This window comes from Moorena sp. (assembly GCF_982860115.1).
Genome location: NZ_CEYLVT010000017.1, coordinates 1 through 25,623, shown reverse-complemented (window position 1 = coordinate 25,623; position 25,623 = coordinate 1). Strand labels below are relative to the sequence as shown.

Below are 25,623 nucleotides of genomic sequence, written 5' to 3'. Positions count from 1 at the left end.
TCAATATCATCTAGATTATTCCCATACTATTTTAGGTGTTTGCTTGAGTTTAAACTAACAAGTTATGATACAGCAATGGGTGTAATGGTGTTGCCCAATTCAAGGGGCAAATAATTCTATAACCTTTATACTACCAAGCTTGAGAATACTAGCACGCTTTTTAATTTGCTATTACCTATTCCCTGCCCACAGCGCTATACCTGTTTTTAGACATGACAGTTCCCAAAGTGAGCTACTCAAACTCTAGGTGTTCTTCTAACAAACCAGTTTTTAGGTTACGAGCCGCAACGGTCGTGATCCTGATTCTAGTTACTAGTTTCAGTGCGATCGCTTTAGGTTGGTTGACTGGTCAGGGGCAGATTATACAGCTATTTGATCAGCTGCATGTCTGGCAAAGAAACCCACCGATGTGGCTGGAAGCACCAATGGTGACTCAGCACTACTACTTATTGCTACCAACAGTTATGTTAATGGTAGTTGTCTTGGGGGTAACGAAACTCTCTCCCCGTCCTCGAACTTGGTCTAGAAATCTAGTGGTGGGGATTTTGCTAGCACTATTGGTAAGATATCTGCTCTGGCGAATCTTCTCTACCCTCAATTTAGTGGATCCCCTTAATGGTGTCTTTAGCCTAGGATTATTTTTACTGGAAATGTTGTTGCTAACCAGCAGTATTATCCAGCTATTTTTAATGTTAAGGGTCAAAAACCGTAGCGCTCAGGCTTCCCAGTTATCATTAGATGTCATTTCAGGAAGGTTTAATCCTTCTGTGGATATCTTAATCCCAACCTATAATGAACCTTGTTTTATACTAAAGCGAACAATTATGGGTTGTCAAGGGATAGATTATGACAACAAAAAAGTTTATTTATTAGATGATACCAAACGTCAAAATGTCAAAGAACTAGCTGCTGAATTGGGGTGTAACTATATCACTCGTCCAGATAATTCCTATGCCAAAGCAGGAAACTTAAACCATGCTATTCCAAAGACATCAGGGGATTTGATTGTATTCTTTGATGCAGATTTTGTACCAACTAAAAATTTTCTGACTCGCACCGTAGGCTTTTTTAACAAAAGTAATGTGGGATTAGTCCAAACTCCTCAAAGCTTTTATAATCCTGATCCGATTGCCTACAATTTAGGTTTAGAAGATGTGCTACTGCCAGAAGAAGAGATATTTTATCGGCAACTTCAGCCCATCAGGGATGGTGCTGGCGGTGTGGTTTGTGCCGGAACTTCCTTTGTTGTAAAACGTGATATTATAGAAGCAGCTGGTGGTTTTGTAACCGATTCTTTGACTGAAGATTACTTTACTGGTATTCGCATAGCAGCGATGGGTTACCAGGTTATTTATTTAGATGAAAAACTTAGTGCTGGTTTAGCCGCAGAAAATATTGCTGCCCATGTAGCTCAACGATTGCGGTGGGCTCAAGGAACATTACAGGCATTTTTTATTGATGCTAATCCTCTCACTATTCCGGGGTTAAAACCAATCCAAAGGCTAGCCCATTTAGATGGATTACTAAATTGGTTTACCGGTTTATCTCGCTTCGGATTCCTGTTAATGCCCCTAGCTTATTCCTTTCTAGGGGTGATTCCCTTACAAGCAACGGCTACTGAATTGTTGTATTTCTTGCTACCTTATTATCTGATACAGCTCACAGTTTTTTCTTGGTTAAACCTCCGTTCCCGGTCAGGGTTGTTGTCGGATATTTACTCATTGCCTTGGTGTGTTCCTATGAGCTTGACAGTGATACAAGTCATGTTCAATCCTTTTGGTAAAGGATTTAAGGTAACACCTAAGGGCGTAAAAAGCGATCGCTTTGTGTTTAACTCGAAGTTGGGATTGCCTTTGATTATCCTATTTATCGCGACAGCAGTGAGCTTATGGCAAAATTTGAGTACTTCTGTGATGTATTGGGGGAGTGGGATATCAGCTACTGACGCTCAGATGATTCAAGGTCTGAGTCTAGGTTGGATTTGGAGTATCTATAACCTGATCATGTTGGGTATTGCTTTATTGATTGTAGTGGATGTCCCCAATCCGGACCTTTACCAGTGGTTCAAGTTGCGCCGAGTGGTGCGGCTTGAGATCGCAAATCGCACTGTCTGGGGTATGACCACCAAGATTTCAGAAGTTGGTGCTCAAGTGGCTTTGACCGAGGTGGCTGATTTACGATTCGATACCGGAAACACTGCCACTGAAGCGTTGCCAGTGACACTGGAGATGATCGAGGAAAAGCTACAGTTGTCAGGAGTAGTTACTGAAATTGACAACAGTAGTGAAGAAGCTAGTCTACGGATTATGTTTGACCCATTAACTCTCCAACAGCATCGCACATTGGTAGAGATGCTCTTTTGCCGTCCGGGTCGATGGCAGCGACGGGAAAGTCCATCAGAAATGCGATCGCTTTTACTGTTGTTTAAGATGTTGCTGAAACCCCGAGTACTATTTGATCGCCAGGGTAGGAGTTGAGAAACTCTATTGATTGATCTAAATCACTAGCAACAATTCGAGAAATCCTTCCCAGTTAAGCTCTTTGCCTCCAATTCGCTGTTGCAAAAAGGTCACTTCATCCTCTGAAAGGGGAGGCTGATCCACACTGGCTAACACTATATTCATTTCCTCTAGCTCAACCACTCCATTGCTATTCTTATCAATGGGAATAAAGTATGTGGCAAACTCATTAAGTCTCGACATCAGACGACGGTGGCGCAGCAGCAATTCCCCAAATTCCTCGAAGCCTATTTCTCCGCTGTTATCCACATCCATGCTGGAAAAGACAAAGTTGAGTTCATCGTCACTGATGCTATGCCCCGCTTGCTGGAAGTGATAGCTAAGTTCTTCCAAAGACAAGCTGCCGCTTTGATCCCGGTCGATAGCATCAAAGATGTAACGCAGGTCACCTTTGATCTCTTGGGGTGCTTTGTCAAATAATACCTTGTGATGCTGCCCAACCATGGCTCCCTGCAACTGCCGACGGAAGGCCGAAATCACTTCCTTGGCTGTGAGGTAGCGGAATCGATGCTCTTCGGGGCTAGCAATGGAGTAGGGTGCAACAGGTACCAAGGAAGAAAGCGATCGCTGCAAGATTACGAAGCAGGCATAAGTACCCAGGTGAAAGGACATGGCCAAAATTGGCAGTTTCAAGGGTGTCATTACCAGACTCAGCACCCAGGCAATCAGGGCTGCCCCAAAAGCTCCACCACTTGCAAACAAAAGGCTTCGTCGATTAGGGGTATAGAAAATGCCTCCAATAGCAATTGCCGTTAAAGCTGAGTTGTATCCCCACAGTCCAGCGTACAGCACATTGAGATTTACCCCCATTACCATGCCAGTGAACAAACCAATAACCGACCCTAGAACCGCAACCAGGGCTCCCATTGGGCTACACAAGGCCAAGGCAATGATAATTAACAAGGCAGATACTAAGCTGCCTGAAAAAAAGATTTGACCAATTCCGGTGATTAGGCCGGATAAAACGCTGACTCCATCTAGGGATTCAGCTGGGTTAGGGAAGGGCGGTGGTGCCCCTAATTCAAAGAAGGGTTGCGGAACGTAGAGGGCAATGACCAGAAAGCTGTAGGTCACAATGTGAAATGGCACTCCCATAGAGGGCAGCCCTAAATATACGGCCATCCATAGCCCGATATACTGCATCAATACTGTGCTCAGGGCTGCACAAATGATAACCGCCAGTACCCAAAGCAAGTTTCCAGTACCATTGCCCCAAGTGCCAAACGTTCCTAAAGCTAGACCCACTAAGCTTCCGTTCAAGCCAAAAATGCCATTGCGAATACTGGCGCGATCGAGACCCATCAAATAAGCCGTCCATGTAGCCACAACAACTCCGACCACTAGCATCAAGGCTACCCAGGGCGACTGAAGAAAAACCGCAAGAGTAATCAGTAATCCAGTGATAGGATTATTGGCAAACCCTACCTGACCGATACCGCGTAAACTAGCATTGATAAAATCTAACAGCGGACGCCGCTCCCACGCTTGGTTCAGGTCTTGCAGAGTTCCCATGATGGGCAAGGGATGCCGATGAGATGTTTTCTCTGACTTCAATAAACGAGATAACAGCTCATGGAGGGGCAAAGGTTGAGAGTTGTTTTGAGAAATTTCAGATGTTTGAGACATGGTAAATTGATGCTTTTGTTGGGTGAGATCCACTCCTGTGCGGCTATTTATTGAACAGGGCTAAAACCTTAAGGATATGCTTTGTACTCAAGACTGAATTGCTCTAAATCAGTTCATAAAATAGTTTGAGAAAACGATCAGTATCAACATCCAAACAGGCTTCTACATTGGGAGGATAGGTGGCTTCATCCCGACGATCGCGCAGATCGGCTAGGGACATACCAGAGGTAAATTTTCCTTCAGTTTCTACCACCATATAGACCGATTCTGTAGAAACCAGGCTCGGATCAATGGCAACACCCACAGCTAATGGGTCATGCAGGTAGCAGCCGTGGAAACCTTCGTTGTCTCTATAGAATGCCATATAAATGCCCGTGCAATCGCCAATGAACTGAGCCACTGCTGACGGATGTTTCTGAGCGTAATTCTCTACATCTTTTCGGGGAAGGGGTGCCTTCATGGCCACATCCAAACCCACCAGGGTCAGGGGAATGCCGGATTCCATTACCATTTGGGCTGCATCAGGATCCACAAAGAAGTTAAACTCAGCAGCGGCTGAAATGTTGCCCGGAACCTTCACCGCTCCACCCATGATCACGATGCGGCCTACCTTTTGCAGGGTGGTGCGATCGCGCTGCAGAGCTGTTGCAATATTGGTTAATGGTCCTAGAGCCACAATGGTCAAGTCGCTGCCATATTCCTGGGCGGCTTTCACCAATACATCAATAGCATCTTCTGAAGAAGGCTCGATGGTAAGTTGGGGATAGCAAGGGCTGCCATCAGCATTTTTGAACTGATGCAGTTCTCCCAGTCCATCGGAGCCATGAATGCCTGCAGCATTGAAGGGAGGACGCACCAGAGGTTTTTCACAGCCTTTTGCCACCAGGGGACGCTGGTTTGGTTGAACAATGTCAATTACCCGCAACACATTATTCGCAGCTTGATGAACATCAATATTGCCAGCTAACACGGTGACCGATTTGAGCTCAATTTGTTCACAATTCAGAGCCATGATAATCGCGAGGGCATCATCAACACCTCCATCAGTATCGATAATCATGGGACGGGCTTGGGAATTAACCATTGTCTTCTCCTTACATTGCTAACGATGCCAGCTCATCCATCGACACCATACCATCTTTATCGATATCCAACACCTCAAACATCAGGCTGATTAATCCTTTCTGGGTGCGGCCTGTCCGTTCTGCCAATGCTGCCCTTAGTTCTGGCGGGGAAATATAGCCATCCTGATTTTGATCGAGAAAGGCAAAGGCATTTTTGACACCCTGTTTGAGCTCTTCTCTGGTGATTTGCCCATCGCCATCGGCGTCCCATTGCTCATAATTAATCAGGACTCTCCAAGCATCTTTCATGGAGCTTTCCATAATCAGGTTTTTGCCAGGTAGACATTGCTCCAAAGGGGGAGCACCACCGTTTGCGTTGACATAATCTAGCAACGGTTTGATTTCATTAAGCCCCGTCAGCAAGAATTGATAAATACCAAGGGTGTACATCTTTTGGGGGTCAAATGGGGCGTGGTTAATGCTGACAATTTTCAGACTGGGGTAGTCTTCAACTACTACATCAAAATCAGCATGAAGAAAATTCGGTGCTTCCCGATCAGGGGTGCTGCGAGTTTCGGTAATGGCCTCTTGTAAGACGTATCCAGGCACCTGAATCAAGGCAATTTCGGTGTCAAATGGCAGCTCTTCTAACAAATCCCCATAGGTAAAGCCTGCACCTTTTTCATAGTCTCGCTTACCTCGAACGCATCCTCCCTGGAGCATCACTAGATCGACATTATTCAAGCTTTTCTTGATATAAGAACATAGGGTTGAGGCCACTTTTTCGGGTTGGAATCGCGTCCGTTTAGAGGACATGGGTTCTTTTACCTCAAAAATTTCCACATCCATCAGCGAACCTAGAAAATTTTGGGTAATTTCTACAAACATTTGGGCGTTGGGATCGGCATCAAAATGGCTGGCTGGCAACAGATGAACAGCACTATGGCACTGCTCGGAAGCATCCCACCAGACATCAACAACAACCACATTAGTAGCATCAGCACCAGCCTTAACAATCAGGCTCCGCTCAATTTTCTCAATATAAATCTCATGCTCGTGCCCCCCAACAATTACAGGAACCTTACCACTAAGTTGGTCATGTTGCTGGATCCCCTTGGCTAGTTCCCGATCTTCGGCAATTGTCTGATGGGTCAGCGGAATCAGTATGGTTGCGTCATTGGAACACTTAGACCAGGTTTCCTTTAAAGCATCAAAGATGGGTTGAATGGTTAGGTTCGTCCCTGGTCTGAAAATATCGGTATTGTTAGTGCAAAATCCAGCAAAGGCAACTCTACGAGAACCTACTTCAACAATTTCATATTTCGGTAGTGGCTGACCACTGGCATCCACAATTGGCAAGTCCAAGATATTGCTATTTAAGCATTTCCCTTCGTAGGTTTTAAAACGCTCACCTAGGACATCCAGGCTGACATCGAATTCATGGTTGCCAAAGCAAATATAATCAATGTTGACTACCTTAAGTACGTCCAGCATGGCTTTACCGCCATCAAGTGAGGTAATTAAACAAGGAGAGAGAAAGTCCCCGCTGAGGCAGGCAATCACCACGGCATCTTCCGATGTTTCCTTCAGGGATTTAATCACTGTTTCCACGTAGGGATAATTATTGATGTCGTAAACATCATTGATTGAAATGATTCTGAGATAGTTGTCCACCGCCTCTCGGGGTTTCGGCAAATACAATCGAGGAGTTGTCATTACAGGAAGTAATTTTTAGTAATATTTCAGAATTTTATATAGAAATAGGATAAACAAAAATATAACCTATAATTATAATTAAAATAGTTTCTTAAGAATTACACGGATGCCAGTGACGGCGTTGCTGAATACACAGATGCATCCGGAGCAGGCACCGGAACATCCCAAGACTTGAGGTTTGGTCGTGATTTGGGACTACCTGCACTCTAGAAATACTTATTGGTAGTTTTATGGTATTTTAAGCAAGGTGCCTGTCTTGGCTATTACCACCATGGAAATATCTGAACAGTTGCTAACGTATCATTCCCAAAAAATCCAGGGTTAAGTCTAACTTGCTTTATGACAATTCAACAAACTGTTTCGGTTTTGACTGCTAGGTCTATTCTTGAAGGAATTAACGCTGTTGCCATTGACCAACTGCCCACGGTTTGGCAAAAAATTGCCAGTGGTGAGGTAGAAGTAGGACATCCTGACCTTGAGTTTCTGGTTGCTTTGGCTCAATTGTTTCTAAGCAAGGCAACTGACGGTAGCCCAGAAATTTTTCAGCAAGGTTTCGATTGCCAATCTCTTTTTCAGAAGGGAGCTTGGGATACTTTAGAGTTCTTTGGTGCTGACTATTTGTTGTCAGCTTACCCAAATTTTGAATTAGCCAAGACTACTGCTGTGGCAACAGATGGTGCCGAACGGGTGGTCGCTTTTGCTGTAGACGTGTTTGAAGAGTTCAACTATGAATTACCAGCCTCTTTCTATCAGATGCTTCTGTCCCCGATTGAGCGGGACTCGATTCTAGAATCACGGGCTATGGCTTTCGATCCTCGCATGCAGGGTGTCAAACGTCCCTACGATGCTTGCCTTCACGCCTTCAACGTGACGCGGATGCTGATGTTTGTCCAGAGTAAGGCTGCTGGTCACGGTCTTCTGCTCCAACATGGGTGCGGCTGTAACTCTCATCTAACGGACATTCAGTCGGCTGCAGCTAGTTCAATAGTCCAGTACTCATTTGAGGATCAGAAAACTCGTAAAAAAGCGATTACAGCTTACATCTGGCGCATGTGGAATGAGTACATGCTCTTCCCAATGTCCGTTCAGTCACAAACTCTAGCTCTATAGGCTTGATCGATAATCTCAACAAAAGCATTGCCATGAGAGCTAATTTCTCAACAGAACGTTAAGGACAGTATTCGGTGCGTTCGCAAAGCTTGCCCAAAAAGCGATCGCAGGTTTGCTTGAGCCTTGGTACATCCTCCAGAGATTCACCTCTGTGAGCTGATGTGACGATTGGAATGACCTGATCGGCTCAGGTTAATTAAGCGATCGCTTTTCTATACAAACGATTGATTAATTATTAGTTTGTTAAAAAAATAATAATAATTACAATTAAAATTTGGTAACTACAATAACTAAAGTTCCCTGGTCTGACGTTCCCGACAACTGCAGCGAAGTCTACTGTAATTACCCATTAGCAGCCGACGGATAGGATAGCCATCCGTGTCGAAATTCTGATAATTTTTGATGCCATATTCCCAGATCCGCTTTTCCCTACTCCCTACTCCCTACTCCTTACTCCCTACTCGCTGTTACCTGTTCCCTTTGCTAGATAAGTAATCTAGCAGCATAAGTAATCTAACCAACTTGATCTAAAATGCAAGCAAGCTTAAGCAGCGGAAACTCATGTAAGCTGATCGCGTGAGGCCGTTGTCTATCTAAAAAACAAGATAAAGAAAAAACTTATGCCTAAATGGAGTTCTCTGGTACTAGCCACTCTAGTATTAGTTGCACCCTTGACAGCCTGTGAAGGAGGTGGGACAAGCGCTAAACAAAGCCGCTTAGATATAGTCAAGAGCCGTGGCAAGCTGATTTGTGGTGTTGACGGTGGCATTCCCGGATTTAGCTTTGTGGATGGGAGCGGTAACTACTCCGGGCTAGATGTGGATGTCTGTAAAGCAGTTGCTGCTGCTTTGTTTGATGACCCAGAAGCAGTAGAGTACCGTAACCTTGACTCCACTGAGCGATTTCCCGCCGTCCGGAATGGTGAAGTGGATATGCTCTCCCGCAATACCACCTGGACTCTTAGCCGAGATAGCTCTACCAATAACTTAGAATTTGCCCCTACTACCTTTTATGATGGTCAGGGCATGATGGTGCGCAAAAACAGTGGGATTAAAACACTGAAAGATTTTCAAGGCAAATCGGTCTGTGTGGAAACTGGAACCACTACTGAGTTGAATTTAACCGACAAGATGCGGGAAGCAGGTGTCGAATTTGAGCCAGTGGTATTTCAGAAAGCAGACCCTGCTTATACTGCCTATGACGAAGAACGTTGTGACGGCATGACTTCTGATAAATCCCAACTATTGGCCAAACGCAGCACTCTGCCTAAGCCTAATGATCATATACTCCTAGATGTTACCATGTCCAAGGAACCCTTGGGACCAGTAACTATAAATAATGACTCCGCTTGGTTTGATGTCGTCAAGTGGGTTACCTTCGCCTTGATTGAAGCCGAAGAGTTAGGCATTACTAAGGCGAATGTGGCACAAATGGGCAGCAGTCCTAACCCAACTGTCAAACGCTTCCTGGGTGTTGAAGGTGACTTAGGCAAAGGTCTCGGTTTAGAAAACGATTTTGCAGCGCGAGTGATTAAGCACGTGGGTAACTACGGCGAAGTCTATGACCGGAACTTGGGTAAAAGTTCTCAGTTCAAACTTAATCGGGGTCTGAATGACCTTTGGACTCGTGAGGGGATTTTGTATTCTCCACCCTTCCGTTAAGGGATTGTTAACTATTGAAGATTAAAGGTTACAGGTTGAAGCTTAAAACTTTTAACCTGTAACCTTTAATCTTAAACCTTGAACTTTAAACCTTAAACCTGTAACCTGCAACCAAAAAAACTGACGAATGACAAGCAATATAGGTCAAAAGCCTCCTTTGTGGCGAGATGACCGATTTTGGCGCATTGCCATACAAGTCCTATTTGTGCTGGTGGTGATTGCGGTCGTGGCATGGCTAGGCACCAACTTAAGCCGAAATATTCAGCGACAAGCGATTAAATTGGGGTTTGATTTTCTCCAAGATCAAGCCAAATTTGGTATTGGCGATACTCCCATTCCCTACAAAGCCACTGACCCCTATAGCTATGCTTTATTGATCGGACTGGCTAATTCATTGCGGGTGATGGTGTTTGGGATTATCCTGACAACTATTGTTGGTATTACCGCCGGGATAGCTAGTTTTTCTGACAATTGGCTAGTGAGTAAGCTGAGTCTGCTTTATGTGGAAATAGTGCGCAATACACCACTGCTGCTGCAATTACTATTTTGGTACTTTGGTGTTTTCTTCCAACTGCCAAAACTGTCGGAAAAAATTCACTTACCTGGGTCGATATTTTTGAGCAAGCGGGGAATTTATATTCCTTGGCCTCCCTTCACCACCCAGCTGTTTCTGTGGTTGGTGGTTTTGCTAGTCAGTGCGATCGCAGCAGTTTTAATCTGGCAGTGGCGCACTAAAGTGATGGTAGAACAAGCAAAATCCGGTCAGCCGCAGTTATTTGCTTTAATTGCGATCGCAATTGCTGCTGTCTTAATTATCATCATCGGTTTTGGTTGGCAAAGACCCCAAGTTCTCGACACAGGTAATATTGAAGGCGGACTCCGGCTAACTATTGAGTTCTGTGCCTTACTAGCTGGTTTAGTCTTTTATACAGGTGCCTTTATCGCGGAAATTGTCCGAGCTGGAATAGAGTCAGTACAGAAGGGACAGTGGGAAGCAGCAAGATCCTTGGGACTTAAGTCAGGCTTAGCTATGCGGTTAGTTATTTTTCCCCAAGCCTTGCGGGTGATTATCCCTTCCCTAAACAGCCAGTATATGAACCTAGCCAAAAACTCCAGTTTAGCATCTGCTATTGGCTATCCAGATATCTACTCCATTGCTCAAACAACCTTCAACCAAGCCGGTCATGAAATAGAAATAATCGTAGTGATCATACCCCTGACCTATCTAACCATTAACCTGATCATTTCTTTCGTGATGAACCTGTTGAATCGGACAGTTCAATTGCAGGAAAAATAATTGGTTAACTGTTGACTTATAACTAGATAATGACTACTGTTAATTCTCAACCTCCTGAACTAGCACCACCCCCTGAACTACAGGTTAATCCAGTTACCTGGATAAAGAAAAATTTATTTAGTACTTGGTATAATAGCCTATTAACGGTTAGTGTTTTATGGTTTTTATTCGTAACCGTAAAAGGCTTGATAATATGGGTAACCACTGAAGCCCAGTGGGATGTTATTACAGATAACTTCCGTCTGTTTTTTGTAGGAACCTATCCCGCCAGCGAAAACTGGCGTCCATGGTTGATTCTAGGAATTATTGTATTCCTCTCCGGGATAACGTGGGGAATTTTAGCAAGAAATGTTACCACTCTATTTAGTCGCAATGTATTAATATATCTTGTGATCAGTGGTTCGATATTAGTGTTATTTCCAGTAGCAATTCCCTATCGCTTATTGCTGTTAGGAATAGTAGTCTTACTGGTAGCTACTGCTTGGGGAGGACAACAGGTTGCTAAAACTCAACCGAAACTGGGAAATTGGTTACCTTTAGCTTGGTTTATTGCTTTATTAATCTTCCTGTGGCTTCTCGGAGGAGGACTCGGACTAAAACAGGTATCCACTAATCAATGGGGTGGCTTACTGCTGAATGTCTTAGCCGCAGTGGTCAGTATTTTAATCTGTTTTCCCCTAGGTGTATTACTAGCCCTAGGACGACAAAGTACCTTACCAGTTGTGCGCGGCTTCTCTATCCTTTACATTGAACTAATCCGAGGACTACCGCTGATTGCGATTTTGTTCATCGGACAAGTAATTATTCCACTATTTCTACCATCAGGAATGCGACCAGACCGGGTGTTACGGGCAATAATCGGTCTGACATTATTTAGCGCTGCTTACCTAGCCGAAAATGTGCGAGGAGGACTGCAATCCATACCCACGGGTCAAATTGAAGCTGCTAAAGCATTGGGTTTAAATACTCCCCTATCGGTAGGACTGATTGTATTACCTCAAGCACTCAAAGCTGTTATTCCTGCTATTGTCGGTCAGTTTATTAGTCTGTTTCAAGACACAACTCTCCTATTTGTTGTAGGTCTAGTGGAGTTACTTGGTATCGGTGATTCTATCTTTGCCCAAGCCAAATTTCAAACCCCCTATCAAGAAGTTTATCTATTCGACGGAGTCCTATTCTGGTTATTTTGTTACGCCATGTCTACAGCCAGCCGACGCCTAGAAAAACAATTAAATGTAGACCATTGAATCTAGATTATAGCAATTATCATAGCTATTATGAGGTACACAATTTACGGATTTTAGGGAACAGGGAACGGGGAACAGGAAACAGGGAATAGGGAATAGGGAATAGGGAATAGGGAATAGCCCTGCGCTGCATGAAGAGGTGCGACCCGTGGCGAATTAAATTCGCCAACGGAAAGCGCACCTAACAGGGAATCAACGTCAAAGAAGAAAATACCTCATAACTGCGATAAACGCTATATAACCTTAAACCTGTAACTTTCAACCTGTAACTTTCAACCTGTAACCTTAAACCTGTAACTTTCAACCTGTAACCCAATCAAACCTTACTCAAGGGAAAAGAATTATGACCAATCAACAACCGATTACTTCTCCTCAAGACCCAGTGAATGCCGGAGATACCGAATCCATGATCATCGCTCAAGATGTTCATAAGTGGTACACCAGCAACCAATTTCATGTTCTGCGTGGTGTCAGTCTAGAAGTCAAGAAAAAAGAAGTAGTAGTGATTATGGGGCCTAGTGGGTCTGGTAAATCAACCTTTATTCGGACATTTAATGCTCTAGAAGACTATCAAAAAGGAAAAATTATTATTGATAACATTGAACTATCCCATGACTTGCGAAACATTGATACCATTCGCAAGGAAGTGGGGATGGTGTTCCAACAATTTAACTTATTTCCTCACCTAACTGTACTGCAAAATGTCACCCTTGCTCCGATTTGGGTGCGCCGCTGGAAAAAGGCAAAAGCTGAAGAAATTGCCATGCAGCTGTTAGAGAAAGTTGGTATTCTCGAACAAGCTAAGAAGTATCCCGGTCAACTGTCAGGGGGACAACAGCAACGGGTAGCTATTGCCCGTGCTTTGGCAATGCAGCCTAAAATTATGTTATTTGATGAGCCTACCTCAGCTCTTGACCCGGAGATGGTGCGAGAGGTACTCGATACCATGCGATCGCTTGCTGATTCTGGGATGACTATGGTTTGCGTTACCCACGAGGTAGGTTTTGCTAGAGAAGTTGCAGACCGAGTGGTACTAATGGCTGATGGGAAGTTGGTGGAAGAAAGTACACCCCAGGAATTTTTCAACAATCCTCAACATGAACGTACTAAGCAGTTTTTATCTCAAATTTTATAAGATTGATCATATTTATCATACTTATCAGGTACAGTCAATTTACTGACCCCGACTCCCGACTCCCGACTCCCGACTCCACTCCCGACTCCCGATTCCCTATCAGAAGCTAAATAACCTTCCACAACATAATCCGATCCTATCTGAGTCCAAGTGACTCGTTCTAAGGTTAGAGCATCAGTCATGAGTGTCAAGCCCAAATCTCCTACTGGTGAGGGACCACCTTGACCACCAATGATTTTGGGAGCAATAAAGGCTACGATTTTTTGGACTGCACCATCTGCGATCGCATTTGCAGCTAAGATACCACCACATTCCCATAACACCCTCGAAAGCTGCCTGTCATATAAATATGCCATGACTTGAGAAGGCGTCAGAGGATTCAATACCACCACCTCTACACCCTGGTTGACCAGATGTTGATATAAATCTCCCTGAGTTCCGACCTCTGTAAACACCAACGTCGGTACATCATCCGTTTGCCAAACACGAGCATCTCTGGGTAAGTCGAGAGTGCGACTCATGATCACCCGTAGAGGATTCGGTAGGTTTGGATTGTGACTAGTCAAATTAGGGTTATCCTGACGCACCGTATTACCGCCCACAATCACTGCATCGCAAGCTGATCGCAGTTGATGCACCCAACTGCGGGACTTTTCCCCTGTAATCCATTTGCTATGACCACTAGTAGCAGCAATTTTGCCATCTAAAGTCATGGCATACTTGAGAATTCCCAATGGACGCTGGTAAAGAATGCGATAAATAAAGCCTTCATTGAGCTGACGGCAAGCAGCCTCTTCCACACCTACCAGCACTTCAATCCCAGCCGCCCTTAACCGTTCAATACCTTTTCCAGATACCCGTGGATCAGGGTCCACCATCCCCACCACTACTTTAGCCACTCCAGCCTTAATTAACGCTTCTGTACAAGGAGGGGTTCTACCATAATGATTGCAGGGTTCCAGATTCACGTAAACCGTTGCGCCCTGGGCATTTTCCCCAGCCTCTGAGAGGGCAAACACTTCCGCGTGGGGTTGACCAGCAGCAGGATGAAACCCTTCCCCGACAATTTCCCCATTGCGGACAATTACACAACCCACTAAAGGGTTGGGTGTAGTACGTCCCTGGGCTCGCCGTGCTAGTTGGATGCACCGCTGTATCATGGCTTGCGCCAAGGGAGTTTCAGGAAAAGATGTCACAGGAGAGTTGTCCATTTGTCTGTTACTATTCGTTTGTTACTATTGAAATGTTATTTGTAATCATTCATTAAATCCATTAGCATTTAATTAACTTTAACTCTAAACATCATAAAATCGAAATTGCTCACCAATAGCTCAGCCATAATAATCACTGCAAAACTAATTACTTAACTGTGGCACCTGCCAGAGTTTGATTATCTTTTTACCACCACTAGTAGCAATTGTCTGGCAATCAGGACTAATCGCAAAATATTCAATTTGATTTGGAAAACCATTTAGGGTGTAGATTAGTTTTTGATTAGCAACATTCCACACTTTTATCGTTTTATCTGCACTCCCACTGAACAACTTCTTACAATGAGCACCGATAGCTAATTCTTCCACATAGTTGGTATGATCAGTGAGACTATTGACTTCTTCCCCAGTATCTAGATTCCAGACTTTGATAGTTTGGTCAGCACTAGCACTAAACAATCGTTGTCCATCCGGACTTATGGCTAGAGAATTAACATAGCTCTTATGACCTTTGAGAGTCCGGAGTACTTCCCCAGTGTTGATATCCCAAATTTTAATCGTCTTATCGGCACTGGCACTAAATAATTTTTGATCATTCTGGCTAATTAATAAAAAGTTAATGGCACCTCCATGGCCTTTGAGATCACGAATTTCTTTGCCCGTGTTGATATTCCAAATCTTGATCGTCTTATCGGCACTACCACTAAATAATTGTTGTCCATCCGGACTAAACGCTAGATGATTAACAAAGCTATTATGACCTTGGAGAGTGCGGATTTTTTTGCCCGTGTTAATATCCCAAATTTTAATCGTCTTATCGGCACTACCACTAAATAATTGTTGTCCATCCGGACTAATAGCTAGATAATTAACAAAGCTAGTATGACCTTCGAGAGTGTGGATTGCTTCTCCCGTGTTAATATTCCAAATTTTAATCGTTTTATCCGCACTACCACTAAATAATAATTCGCCATCTTGACTAATGACTAGGTAATTAACCCAACTTGAATGAGCAGTGAAGGTCTTAGTGTTAACTACAGATAATTCTTCAGGAGATATCTCTTGAGATTTTCTAAGGGAAGGATTATAGGATTGATACAATAGCCAACCACCAGCACCAAATAATCCAACCACCAGAGCCAATATCCCACCTAACCACCATCTTTTGATTCTTGGGGTTTTTACAACTTCCGTTTCTATAGAAATATTGGGTTGAGATTTAGTTTTAAATTTTTGGCTGTTTGTAATCGCTTCTAGATTAGTATTAGCCTCTGAAATACTAATCAAAGATGAAATATTAGCGATATCATTTAAAATTTGCTGAGTCTTTTGAGGTCGAGCTGCTGCCGTTGGTGCCATCAAACTATCAATAAAGTCGGCTAGCTGCTCAGAGATTTGAGGAGCATGATCACGCCAATGAAATTGATCATTTAACGGATCATAAACACTCTGATCCGTGACTGATTTCCCAGTCAGTAAATAAACAAAGGTTCGCCCCAGAGCATAAAAATCGGACTGTGGGACTGCATACCCTTTTTCTTGCTCTGGGGGAGTATAGCCATGGGAACTAATCTTGGTAACACTGCCTCCACCACCAATTTCCGCTAGGTAGGTATAGGTCAACTCCCTAGCAGTGCCAAAGTCAATCAATACCAATTGCCCATTGGCACGGAGCATGATGTTTTCTGGCTTGATATCGCGATGGAAATAGTTTTCTTGGTGAACAAGATGCAGAATCTCTACTATCTGCTTTAACCATTTAAGGGCTTGGGGTTCTAGAATTGGGTGATTGCCCTGTTGCCTCATCCACTGCTTCAAGTTAAGTCCATCAATTTTCTCCATTATGATGCAATGCAGGGGCTCTTTACTATGTCTAGGAAAAAAATGAAAGTAGCCCTCTGGCTCGATTTCAGGGATACCGGGATGAGTCAGCTTGCTCAATACAGCTGCCTCTTGGCGAAAGAGTTCAATAATTCTGGGTTTCGAGTTGTGCTCTGGCTTAAGCACTTTTAGAATTTTTGGTACTGCCCCGTTGTAAGCTTCGTAAACCTTACCAAAGCCACTTTGGTCACTCAACAGGCGCATCACCCGATAGCGACCTTGTAATAACAAATCTGAGCCACAATGGCGACAAACCAGATTCGTCATGTTCCCTGGGTCATCTGGTTGAAGACACAGGGGATTGATACAGTAGCTCATGCCTAGCTACAAAGAGATAGTGGTCTTATCCCAATATTAGGATGGGGGTTTTGAATTAATCTACTCAAAGCAAGATTTTCGCTCATTACGCCCCTAGTAGCTCAACAGCAGGATTAAACAGATCAATATATCAATATATAGGTTTTTACATGCTAGTACAAAGTGGCGGTAATGGAATGCAATTGTTGCTTAATTTTGCCTAAGTGCTGCTCGAGTTACTTAGGGCTACAGTTAGATTGTTTATTTAACTATATATAGTTGGTTTTGACCCCCAACGCTCAAACCCTCACATCCTCAAACCCTCAAACCCTCAAACCCTCAAACCCTCAAACCCTCAAACCCTCAAACCCTCAACATAGTTTCTCCAGAGAATGCAGCATGGTATCAATGTCGCCTCAAGCAGGTGGAAAAATACACTAAAACTGGTACATTGTAAAGAAGTATGTCAAAAAGCCCAGCCCAGCCAAAATCTAATCTATGAACTGTGTTGCTGCCCCAGACAGGCAATTATCCCGATTTTACCTGCCTCAAAATACAGTCCTCTACTTGCAAAAACTGACCATATTCTGTGATTTTGACGGTCCGATTGTTGATGTTTCCAATCGCTACTACACCACGTACCAGCTAGCACTAACCGATACTCAAGGGTTCTACCAAGCTAAAGGTATAAGCTTACCGATCCAGACCATGAGTAAACAGCAGTTCTGGCAAATGAAGCAAGAACGCATCCCTGACGAGGAAATTGCCATCCGCTCAGGGTTACGAGGAGAGCAAATCGATTTCTTCTTGGGGCGTGTGATCAAGATTGTGAATCAATCTGCCTTATTGAACAAAGATAAGCTGCAACCAAACGTAAACTGGGCCTTAGCTTTGCTGCATTCTTATGGTATCCGACTGGTTCTGGTGACATTGCGTTGCACATCTGAGGTCAAACAGATATTGAGCAATTACGGTTTAACTCGTCTTTTTAGCGGCATTTATGGGACAATAGAAAACCACCATGCTTATCAAAACTATGCTCAGGTCAAACAACAACTTCTCCAAGAAGCACTGTCTGACCATAGTACTTCATCCTACACCGAACAATCTGCCCTGGCTGAACCATCAGTATCTGCTTGGATGATTGGTGATACAGAAGCCGATATTCTCGCAGGACAAGCCCTCTCAATTCCCACCATAGCTCTTACCTGTGGCATTCGTTCTCAATCATATCTGAAGCGGTTTGAACCCACGCATATCTGTAGCGACTTACTTTCTGCTACCTCTTATGTATTAGAATTCTCTAGAGCTGTTGGCTCTACCGAACTTGCTCTGTAAAAGCGATGCAGTGGCTCTACGGGCGTTTCCCTCACTCGCGCTTTGGATCAAGACACTGTTATAAGCGCGGTTTTATCGATACTAGGTGCGGTAGAGCCATAACCTTGAACCTTGAACCTTGAACCTTGAACCTTGAACCTTGGCCTTTGGCCACGCTACGCGAACAACCTTCATAAAGCATTAGGATTCCTCCATTGAATTGCACCACTGCCACCATCGATTGAGTGGATAGTAGACGACTGGTGCCCAAAGACTACTGAGAATGGCAGAACAGATGGCAATACGCTGATGGTCTGTCCAGATTTGTGCTAAGTGGCGAGAGCCTTGAAAACTATACTGAATAGCAGTCACTGTTTCCCCAACAATAGCCATACCAAAGACAATTAAAGCTACTGAAATAAAATCTTCCTGAATATACCGCTGCTTTTGAATTAGAGCAGTCAAGACCCCCACGATGACAAGGCTATAGACATGGGTAGGCTCAGGGAATGTCATACCATCTTTCACTAACCCCAATACCAACCCTGCGAATGCTCCTTGAAATGCTGTGCGTTTAATGCTCCAGGCCACAACCCAAATCAATAGCCAGTTGGGAGCAATTCCCAGTAATTCCATTCCAGGTAAACGTGTCAGTAATAAGATTGAGCAGAGGATAACTGAACTAACTGTCACTGCCCAATTGATTGTTCGACGAACCCAAATAGAAAACTGAGACGTGTTGGTCATTGTTGATTAGACCTCTTGCAAAAGTTTTTCGTGGTATAATAACTAGTCTGGGAATTTCCGAGTTAGCGATAGCTTTTGACTAACAAACGTGCTTTGTACTTTGTTTTTGTATAACCCTAGTACAGTTTGTGTATAAGCCTAGTACACAATCTAGGTAATTTTTACCAAAACTATTATTATAACTCAAAATATTTTTGCAATAGGTCTATTAGTCATGGGTTATTGTTGATTAGTCATGGGTCATGGGTGATTGGGATGAATAATCACCCACTCCAGATAACTCATCGGGGCTGTCAGCTCAATAATCGCCTCTGGCGCTGGACTTTTGTCAAGAATAACAGACTCTACACGTCCTAGGGGTAAACCAGCTGGGAAAAGCTGGCTAACAGTGGAGGTAGCCACAGCATCACCAGGACGGACGTTTGGCACTTTATCAAAAAACTGCATTATTGCCCGATTAGTTCCTTGTCCACCCAAAAAACCCATGCTACGGCTACGGCTGATCACGGCACCTACCTTACTAGTAGGGTCACTGATCAGCAAGGCACGACTGGTGTGGGGTGTCACGCTAACGACTCTACCCACTACACCGCCAGGTGCCATAACAACGAAGCCCTTTTTGATCCCAGCTTCACTCCCTCTTCCTAGAATGATTTCTTGCCACCAACTGTCAGCGCTACGTCCCACAACAGGCGCAACAATTCTTAGTTTGTTCTGGGTTTTTTTATAACCTAACAGCTCTTTTAGCTTCTGGTTTTGGGTTTTGAGTTCCTCTACCTGCTGTTGTAGTTCCAGTGTCCGCGCATTAGAGAGGCTTTCTTCTCTTGCAGGTAGCGATTGAAAAGGGCGGGTTATCAATTGATAGATTTCAAAAATTGTTGCACCCTGAGTTGTTCTAAGTAACCAAGCAGCAATTAGGGTAAGACTCCCCAGCATAATTGCTACTCCATGTCTCCCCCACCAGCGACGCAGCATGTACATAGCCTATCCATAAAATAGTCAGATTTTGGCTAACTAGTGAGTTTTTACACTAGCCACACTCAATCTACACTCTTGATATATTGAAGAAAAATACTCTTTAAGGTTGATATTTAATAGCTGACTACTACATATTACGGGAACGCCCACTAAACACCCGCTCTAACTGTTTGTAGTTCTCTAATACTCGACCAGTGCCCAAAACAACGCAGCTGAGGGGATCAGCGGCCACATGGGTTACAATGCCACTTTCATGACTAATCAGTGTATCTAATCCTTTCAATAAAGCACCACCACCCGCCAGCATAATACCTCTATCAATAATATCAGCTGCTAGCTCGGGGGGAGTTCGTTCTAGAGTGCGCTTAACAGCATCAACAATAACAGAAAGGGGTTCTGCCATACTTTCACGAATCTCTGGTCGTTTGATGGTGACAGTTCGTGGTAAGCCAGACAGCAAGTGTAATCCTCGCACTTCCATGGCAGCTTCATTATCCTCAGGTGTCGGATAGGCTGAGCCAATGCGGATTTTGATGTCTTCTGCTGTCCGTTCCCCAATCACTAGGTTATGGACTTTTTTCATATACTGAGTGATTGCCTCATTCAGTTCATCTCCGGCAACACGCACTGATTCACTTAGAACTGTTCCCTGCAAACTGAGAACTGCTACCTCAGTGGTGCCTCCACCGATATCAATAATCATGTTACCGGTTGGTTCTGCTACAGGTAATCCAGCACCAATGGCTGCTGCTACTGGTTCATCAATTAACCTAACTTCTCTAGCACCAGCTTGTAATGCGGCTTCCATGACGGCTCGTCGCTCCACACCTGTGACACCGCTGGGGATACCAATCACAATCCGAGGTGAAACTAGGGCTTTGCCTTCGTTTACCCGCTGGATGAAGTGCTTCAACATCAGTTCAGCGGTATCGAAGTCAGCAATCACACCATCCCGTAAAGGACGTAGGGCAACTACATTACCTGGGGTTCTTCCCAACATCTTTTTTGCCTCTTCGCCTACGGCTAGAGGAAGATTGTCGTCTTGATCAATGGCAACCACAGAAGGCTCTTGAAGAACAATGCCCTTACCAGATACATAGACTAAGGTGTTAGCTGTACCCAGGTCTATACCCATGTCCCGTGACAGGGAAAAGTGATTTAAAATACTCACTAGTTTCTACGCCTCACAAAATGCTGTGTACAACCGAAATTGCACCGAAACTGTAACTGAGGTGGATTCTATTATGTTTTATCCAGTTAGTCTAGTACGCTAGTACACTACATAATCATGATTCTCCGGATACTCTTTAGAGCAAATTTATGCAAATACACCCAACTGCAAATACACAACGGTTTCACTGGCTCAAGTTAAGCTTAAGTTAACTAGAATACTCTGGATGATTGACTGGCGTCAGTTAAAATAAGTTAGTAATTGTTATACACCAGCTAAATCTGCTATTGTAGAGCCATAATCAGTACAAAAGTACCAATATAACTATGAGTCTCAATGTTGTCCACTTAGTAGGCCGTGCAGGTACAGACCCAGATGTTAAGTATTTTGAGTCTGGGGGTGTATTGTGTAAACTGGCCTTGGCAGTGAGACGACGGACACGCAATAGTGATCAGCCTGACTGGTTCAACTTAGAGATTTGGGGGAAGACGGCGGAAGTAGCTGCTAATTATGTGCGTAAAGGTAGCTTAATTGGTGTAAAAGGGTCTTTGAAAATTGACACTTGGAGCGATCGCACCACCGGAGCTGATCGCTCACAACCTGTGATCCGAGTAGAGCGCCTTGATTTACTGGGATCTAAGCGTGATAGTGACCCCAGCGCTGTAAGCAGCTATGATAACACCGAATTTTGAATAGTTTTGATTTATACTCAAACCTCCTAACTAATTAGCTATTAGCTTTCGAGGAAACTAATAGCTAGACTAGTATAGGTCTGGATTTATCCACTAGGTTCCCTGAGTACAAAGTGACATACTTAGGGCTAAGACACTTAGCTCTAAAACATTTAGGTCTACTGCTTACCTAATGTTATGAACTAGATCTATTACTTTTCAGCCAATTCCTGTGTAATGATTATTACTTACCAGTTGCCGAACACTAGTCACACATCTTTCAGACGATGATTGTCTGATCCTACAGGTTCACCAAGAAGCCGTCTTACCTCAGTTTATGACCTGGCTAACCAGGTGGGCACTGTCGAATGTCGCTTGAAGTTTCTGGGTATTTTCCCAGTCTACTGCCGCAAATCCGATTAGTTCCCTTATATACATGAGCATAGATCAAAAAACACTATTGGCAGTCACCAACTTCCCAGTAAAACCTGCTGAATCTATTGTAGTCGTTGCTCAAAATATCTGCAACATCTAGGTGTTTGAGCACGGAAATGCCTAGCAGGAGAAAATAGTGTAAGACTTGACTGATTTTATTGATATTGGAACTATTGCGTGACTACAATCATTTCCTTAAATACTAACCATTTCCAAACCTTAGACTTGTCTCCAGCTCAGACACTGATTGAAGGGTGGCTGCAAGACGGTGCGATCGCAAACTATGAGCAGCAGCTAGGCTTTAAGATTGATTTTGATTGCGATCCTGAGGATCCTCGGGAATTCTCAGAAATCCCAGAGGTGCGGTTATGGTTTGTGCGCTTGGATGCTACCTATCCCTGGTTACCTTTTCTACTAGATTGGAAATCTGGGGAATTCGTCCGCTATACTGCTATGCTAGTGCCCCACCAATTTAATCGTACAGAAGGCATCCAGTACAACTCTGAAGCCTTAGAAATTTTCGTGATGCAGAAGATATTTGTACTTACTCAATGGTTAAAACAGTGGGGTATACAGAGCCGAGCCCGCCTCAAGTCGATGGCTCAGTTACTCGGCTATGAACTAGATGATACTTTGTTTGATCTGCTCGAAACTTCAGGGGGTGATATCAAGTCCGGTTGAATACCCATCATAAAAAAGATGGATAGGAAGATGGGGAGATGAAGCCGGGGCTGATCACTATAACAAACGCTATAGTTGGAGAAGAGATACTATCAAAGGGCAGTTGATGCCTGCGCAAAGTACCTGTGAAAAGTATAACTCCACATCGGGTTGATGATCTATCTTAATCAACCCCTATAGCGTAAGCTTCCCATCTTAAACAGAGTTTGGGGAAAAGATAAAAGCAGGCTGATAATTTCCTCAAGACATACTGGTATACTAACTACCCCAAATTTGCTCCAATACAGTTTCCGGTTTGATATCAGCAATCCGACCGCTAGGTGATTGAATACCGTATACCCCCTCCTTGACAGGTAGTAGTTTTTTGGCTTCTGTCGGACCAAACAAGGCAATGGTAGGAGTACCAACAGCTACAGCTAGATGCATCGGTGCACTATCGGTACACAGCATCAAATTAGCACCAGCAATCATGGCTGCCAACTTACCAATATCTTCTGGAGCAGTAACTTTGAGGTCACGATCATACTCAATCATAGCCTGGCACCATTCTGCATCCTCTGGGCCTTTTAGCAAGACAATGGGCAGATCTGGTTGTTTTTGGCGAATGTCCTCAACAATCTTCTGCCATTTCTCAACTGGGTAGATTTTATCAATTCCTTGGGACAGAGCCAGTTTACTAGAACCGCCATGAATAAGAATGTAGCCAATTTCTGGAATGTCTAGCTGTTGCTGTTTAGCTTCTGCCCATTCAATATCTGATTTTGGAACTCTAACCGCGAGTTCTTGACAAGGAACGTTAATACCGAAACCTAGTAGTAAGTCGTGGTACATATGGGCAGCATACTGCTCAGTTTTTAGGGGCACAGGGTTGGTAAAAAATAAGTCCCTTGAACCAGCTTGGTAACCAATTCGACGCACAATACCAGTCATCCAGAGCAACAGCCCAACTGACCACCGACGTCCCAGGGTCATCGCAGCATCGTACTCGCGATCGCGGATCACTCCCAACAAGTTACCAAAATCTGCGAGACCATTGCGGTCTTTAAAATCAAAAGTTAGAACTTCATCGACTGACTGACAAACCCGATAAGCCCCCTTGGCTCGCGGTTCCACAATAACGTCAATCTCAGCTTTGGGATAATACTGTTTTAGTTGTGAGAGGGTGGGAAAGAACAGGATTTGGTCGCCAATTCCACCAGGAACAAGGGCTAGTATTCTCATCTCAAATTACTTGAGCTTACGGATCAGCTTAATTTTAACTTGACGCTGGAACGACTAATTCTGATTCTATACAGGGGATAATATCCTAAGCTCAGCCATGAAGCAGCAGCTAAGAGGTAGAAATCGTGCATTTATTAATTCCAGCAGCCGGAATGGGACGACGGATGGGGAGCGATCGCAATAAGCTTCTTTTAACACTTCTAGGTAAACCAATACTTGCTTGGACACTACTAGCAGCAGAGAAAGCCAGTAGTATTAGCTGGATTGGGATCATCGGACAACCCTATGACTGGCCAGAGTTTAAAGCAATTCTAGCTGAACTTGCCCTATCTAAACCTGTGGAGTTAATTCAGGGGGGGCAAACACGGCAAGAATCTGTCTATAATGGCTTGCAGGCTTTACCAGCAGAAGCCGAAAGGGTGTTGATTCACGATGGTGCTAGATGCTTAGCTACCCCTGAGTTACTGGCACGGTGTGCCGAAGTCTTAATGGATTGTCCCGGTCTAATTGCCGCTGTGCCAGTTAAGGATACGATTAAAGTGGTGGATGAAGCCAATCTTGTTCAAGATACACCGGATCGGAAAGGATTGTGGGCAGCACAGACACCCCAGGGATTTGAGGTGAAATTGTTGAAACAGTGCCATGACCAAGGACGTAAGGCTGGCTGGGAAGTTACGGATGATGCCGCTTTGTTTGAACGGTGCAGCTTGCCAGTAAAGATTGTGGAAGGGGAGGAGACGAATTTGAAGGTAACTACCCCAGTTGATTTAGCGATCGCAGAATTTATCTTGCGCCAACGTTTTGATATCAGTTTTGATATCAGTGGGACCGAATCTAGTTAATTAATTGATTGATTATAATTAAATATCGTTTCAGTTGCGCCAGGGAATGGAAAATTTCCACATACCAATAATGAAATTACTATGGAAATCCAACAACGCCACCCTTGGCCAGTCAATAGTGAAGACGCTAAAGCAATTCAACAACAACTACAACCTGAGGTAATTTGTGAAGATCAGTTGGGGGAAGTGCAGTATGTTGCCGGTGTAGATGTAGCTTTTGAGGAGGATGGCGCTATATCACAGGCAGCAGTAGCAGTTTTAAGCTTTCCCGACTTGCAGCTGAGGGAAAATGCGATCGCACGCAGACCCACTACCTTTCCCTATATACCAGGCTTCCTATCATTCCGAGAAGTTCCTGTAGTACTGGATGCTTTGGAAAAAATTAGCATTATCCCTGACTTAATTTTGTGTGATGGTCAGGGCATTGCCCATCCTCGTCGCTTTGGTCTTGCCTGCCATCTGGGGGTACTGACAGATATTCCTACCATTGGTGTGGCTAAGTCCCGATTCATTGGTGATCATGAGGAGTTGCCCGAAAACAAAGGTAATTGGCAACCGCTGAGCCATGATGGAGAAATCATTGGAGCCGTTGTCCGTACTCGGACTGGAGTTAAGCCAGTCTATGTTTCCATTGGTCATCGCATCAGCTTACTCACAGCAATTGATTATGTATTGCGCTGCACATCTAAGTATCGATTACCAGAAACAACTCGCTGGGCTGATCAACTAGCATCAAAGTGAATTAATTCTTAATTCTTAATTCTTAATTCTTAATTCTTAATTCTTAATTCTTAAT

Annotated in this window: 20 protein-coding genes and 1 other RNA gene; 11 read left to right on the top strand and 10 right to left on the bottom strand. The window is 44.0% G+C overall.

From position 1 onward, the window contains the following. The first annotated feature begins 212 nt into the window (after window positions 1-212). Window positions 213-2,477 (top strand): glycosyltransferase, encoded by a 2,265-nt coding sequence (locus AC4II3_RS05225; RefSeq protein ID WP_488009170.1) that lies wholly within the window; start codon window positions 213-215, stop codon window positions 2,475-2,477. A gap of 18 nt (window positions 2,478-2,495) precedes the next feature. On the opposite strand, the gene AC4II3_RS05220 is transcribed toward AC4II3_RS05225, so the two are convergent. From AC4II3_RS05220 to AC4II3_RS05210, 3 genes are all read right to left on the bottom strand, one after another. Continuing rightward, window positions 2,496-4,145 (bottom strand): urea transporter, encoded by a 1,650-nt coding sequence (locus AC4II3_RS05220; protein ID WP_488009168.1) that lies wholly within the window; start codon window positions 4,143-4,145, stop codon window positions 2,496-2,498. Between the two features lie 103 nt (window positions 4,146-4,248). Then, window positions 4,249-5,229, bottom strand: coding sequence for a nucleoside hydrolase (locus tag AC4II3_RS05215; protein ID WP_488009166.1), 981 nt, complete (start codon window positions 5,227-5,229; stop codon window positions 4,249-4,251). A gap of 10 nt (window positions 5,230-5,239) precedes the next feature. Further along, a complete protein-coding gene (locus AC4II3_RS05210; protein ID WP_488009164.1) occupies window positions 5,240-6,925 on the bottom strand; it encodes an EF-hand domain-containing protein in 1,686 nt (561 codons plus the stop codon). A 339-nt stretch (window positions 6,926-7,264) separates the two neighbouring features. On the opposite strand from AC4II3_RS05210, the gene AC4II3_RS05205 reads away from it, so the two are divergent. From AC4II3_RS05205 to AC4II3_RS05185, 5 genes are all read left to right on the top strand, one after another. Continuing rightward, a complete protein-coding gene (locus tag AC4II3_RS05205; protein ID WP_488009162.1) occupies window positions 7,265-8,035 on the top strand; it encodes a hypothetical protein in 771 nt (256 codons plus the stop codon). Window positions 8,036-8,655: 620 nt separating this feature from the next. Beyond that, window positions 8,656-9,696 (top strand): amino acid ABC transporter substrate-binding protein, encoded by a 1,041-nt coding sequence (locus AC4II3_RS05200; protein ID WP_488009160.1) that lies wholly within the window; start codon window positions 8,656-8,658, stop codon window positions 9,694-9,696. 127 nt (window positions 9,697-9,823) lie between these two features. After that, entirely contained in the window at window positions 9,824-10,993 is a 1,170-nt protein-coding gene (locus tag AC4II3_RS05195; protein WP_488009158.1) for an amino acid ABC transporter permease, read from the top strand. A gap of 29 nt (window positions 10,994-11,022) precedes the next feature. Then, window positions 11,023-12,240, top strand: a complete 1,218-nt coding sequence (locus AC4II3_RS05190; RefSeq protein WP_488009156.1) for an amino acid ABC transporter permease — start codon at window positions 11,023-11,025, stop codon at window positions 12,238-12,240. 343 nt (window positions 12,241-12,583) lie between these two features. Next, window positions 12,584-13,375, top strand: a complete 792-nt coding sequence (locus tag AC4II3_RS05185) for an amino acid ABC transporter ATP-binding protein (RefSeq protein ID WP_488009152.1) — start codon at window positions 12,584-12,586, stop codon at window positions 13,373-13,375. Here AC4II3_RS05185 and ribD read toward each other — a convergent pair. Further along, window positions 13,363-14,586, bottom strand: a complete 1,224-nt coding sequence (gene ribD / locus AC4II3_RS05180; protein ID WP_488009150.1) for a bifunctional diaminohydroxyphosphoribosylaminopyrimidine deaminase/5-amino-6-(5-phosphoribosylamino)uracil reductase RibD — start codon at window positions 14,584-14,586, stop codon at window positions 13,363-13,365. The genes AC4II3_RS05185 and ribD overlap by 13 nt on opposite strands. 144 nt (window positions 14,587-14,730) lie before the next feature. After that, window positions 14,731-16,785 carry a protein kinase domain-containing protein gene (locus AC4II3_RS05175; RefSeq protein ID WP_488009148.1) on the bottom strand — a complete coding sequence of 685 codons (2,055 nt, stop codon included), beginning with the start codon at window positions 16,783-16,785 and terminating at the stop codon, window positions 14,731-14,733. A gap of 477 nt (window positions 16,786-17,262) precedes the next feature. Here AC4II3_RS05175 and AC4II3_RS05170 point away from each other — a divergent pair, with 477 nt between their 5' ends. After that, entirely contained in the window at window positions 17,263-18,102 is an 840-nt protein-coding gene (locus AC4II3_RS05170; RefSeq protein ID WP_488009144.1) for an HAD family hydrolase, read from the top strand. 180 nt (window positions 18,103-18,282) lie between these two features. Here AC4II3_RS05170 and mreD read toward each other — a convergent pair whose 3' ends face one another. The 3 genes from mreD to AC4II3_RS05155 all read right to left on the bottom strand — a co-directional run bounded on the left by mreD (window position 18,283) and on the right by AC4II3_RS05155 (window position 20,941). Continuing rightward, window positions 18,283-18,828 (bottom strand): rod shape-determining protein MreD, encoded by a 546-nt coding sequence (gene mreD, locus AC4II3_RS05165; RefSeq protein WP_488009142.1) that lies wholly within the window; start codon window positions 18,826-18,828, stop codon window positions 18,283-18,285. A 240-nt stretch (window positions 18,829-19,068) separates the two neighbouring features. Further along, on the bottom strand, window positions 19,069-19,809 hold the full coding sequence (gene mreC / locus AC4II3_RS05160) for a rod shape-determining protein MreC (protein WP_488009140.1): 741 nt from the start codon (window positions 19,807-19,809) through the stop codon (window positions 19,069-19,071). Window positions 19,810-19,933: 124 nt separating this feature from the next. After that, on the bottom strand, window positions 19,934-20,941 hold the full coding sequence (locus AC4II3_RS05155) for a rod shape-determining protein (protein ID WP_293078379.1): 1,008 nt from the start codon (window positions 20,939-20,941) through the stop codon (window positions 19,934-19,936). Window positions 20,942-21,303: 362 nt separating this feature from the next. Here AC4II3_RS05155 and AC4II3_RS05150 point away from each other — a divergent pair, with 362 nt between their 5' ends. Then, window positions 21,304-21,669 carry a single-stranded DNA-binding protein gene (locus AC4II3_RS05150; RefSeq protein WP_070393269.1) on the top strand — a complete coding sequence of 122 codons (366 nt, stop codon included), beginning with the start codon at window positions 21,304-21,306 and terminating at the stop codon, window positions 21,667-21,669. A gap of 284 nt (window positions 21,670-21,953) precedes the next feature. Here the strand turns inward: AC4II3_RS05150 and ssrS are convergent. Then, a non-coding RNA gene (gene ssrS, locus AC4II3_RS05145) (6S RNA) lies at window positions 21,954-22,136 on the bottom strand. A 124-nt stretch (window positions 22,137-22,260) separates the two neighbouring features. On the opposite strand from ssrS, the gene AC4II3_RS05140 reads away from it, so the two are divergent. Beyond that, window positions 22,261-22,764 carry a CRR6 family NdhI maturation factor gene (locus tag AC4II3_RS05140; RefSeq protein ID WP_488009138.1) on the top strand — a complete coding sequence of 168 codons (504 nt, stop codon included), beginning with the start codon at window positions 22,261-22,263 and terminating at the stop codon, window positions 22,762-22,764. A gap of 258 nt (window positions 22,765-23,022) precedes the next feature. On the opposite strand, the gene AC4II3_RS05135 is transcribed toward AC4II3_RS05140, so the two are convergent. Continuing rightward, entirely contained in the window at window positions 23,023-23,985 is a 963-nt protein-coding gene (locus AC4II3_RS05135; RefSeq protein ID WP_488009136.1) for a glycosyltransferase family 9 protein, read from the bottom strand. A gap of 125 nt (window positions 23,986-24,110) precedes the next feature. Here AC4II3_RS05135 and ispD point away from each other — a divergent pair, with 125 nt between their 5' ends. Together ispD and nfi are read left to right on the top strand one after the other, a co-directional pair. Further along, window positions 24,111-24,827 (top strand): 2-C-methyl-D-erythritol 4-phosphate cytidylyltransferase, encoded by a 717-nt coding sequence (gene ispD, locus AC4II3_RS05130; RefSeq protein ID WP_488009134.1) that lies wholly within the window; start codon window positions 24,111-24,113, stop codon window positions 24,825-24,827. Between the two features lie 81 nt (window positions 24,828-24,908). Next, window positions 24,909-25,568, top strand: a complete 660-nt coding sequence (gene nfi, locus AC4II3_RS05125) for a deoxyribonuclease V (protein ID WP_488009132.1) — start codon at window positions 24,909-24,911, stop codon at window positions 25,566-25,568. Window positions 25,569-25,623: the final 55 nt, after the last annotated feature.

Bases quoted from the DNA above. Each gene is read 5' to 3' on its own strand.
- AC4II3_RS05225 (WP_488009170.1), top strand. From the start codon at position 213: ATGACAGTTCCCAAAGTGAGCTACTCAAACTCTAGGTGTTCTTCTAAC.
- AC4II3_RS05220 (WP_488009168.1), bottom strand. From the start codon at position 4,145: ATGTCTCAAACATCTGAAATTTCTCAAAACAACTCTCAACCTTTGCCC.
- AC4II3_RS05215 (WP_488009166.1), bottom strand. From the start codon at position 5,229: ATGGTTAATTCCCAAGCCCGTCCCATGATTATCGATACTGATGGAGGT.
- AC4II3_RS05210 (WP_488009164.1), bottom strand. From the start codon at position 6,925: ATGACAACTCCTCGATTGTATTTGCCGAAACCCCGAGAGGCGGTGGAC.
- AC4II3_RS05205 (WP_488009162.1), top strand. From the start codon at position 7,265: ATGACAATTCAACAAACTGTTTCGGTTTTGACTGCTAGGTCTATTCTT.
- AC4II3_RS05200 (WP_488009160.1), top strand. From the start codon at position 8,656: ATGCCTAAATGGAGTTCTCTGGTACTAGCCACTCTAGTATTAGTTGCA.
- AC4II3_RS05195 (WP_488009158.1), top strand. From the start codon at position 9,824: ATGACAAGCAATATAGGTCAAAAGCCTCCTTTGTGGCGAGATGACCGA.
- AC4II3_RS05190 (WP_488009156.1), top strand. From the start codon at position 11,023: ATGACTACTGTTAATTCTCAACCTCCTGAACTAGCACCACCCCCTGAA.
- AC4II3_RS05185 (WP_488009152.1), top strand. From the start codon at position 12,584: ATGACCAATCAACAACCGATTACTTCTCCTCAAGACCCAGTGAATGCC.
- ribD (WP_488009150.1), bottom strand. From the start codon at position 14,586: ATGGACAACTCTCCTGTGACATCTTTTCCTGAAACTCCCTTGGCGCAA.
- AC4II3_RS05175 (WP_488009148.1), bottom strand. From the start codon at position 16,785: ATGAGCTACTGTATCAATCCCCTGTGTCTTCAACCAGATGACCCAGGG.
- AC4II3_RS05170 (WP_488009144.1), top strand. From the start codon at position 17,263: ATGAACTGTGTTGCTGCCCCAGACAGGCAATTATCCCGATTTTACCTG.
- mreD (WP_488009142.1), bottom strand. From the start codon at position 18,828: ATGACCAACACGTCTCAGTTTTCTATTTGGGTTCGTCGAACAATCAAT.
- mreC (WP_488009140.1), bottom strand. From the start codon at position 19,809: ATGTACATGCTGCGTCGCTGGTGGGGGAGACATGGAGTAGCAATTATG.
- AC4II3_RS05155 (WP_293078379.1), bottom strand. From the start codon at position 20,941: ATGGGTATAGACCTGGGTACAGCTAACACCTTAGTCTATGTATCTGGT.
- AC4II3_RS05150 (WP_070393269.1), top strand. From the start codon at position 21,304: ATGAGTCTCAATGTTGTCCACTTAGTAGGCCGTGCAGGTACAGACCCA.
- AC4II3_RS05135 (WP_488009136.1), bottom strand. From the start codon at position 23,985: ATGAGAATACTAGCCCTTGTTCCTGGTGGAATTGGCGACCAAATCCTG.
- nfi (WP_488009132.1), top strand. From the start codon at position 24,909: ATGGAAATCCAACAACGCCACCCTTGGCCAGTCAATAGTGAAGACGCT.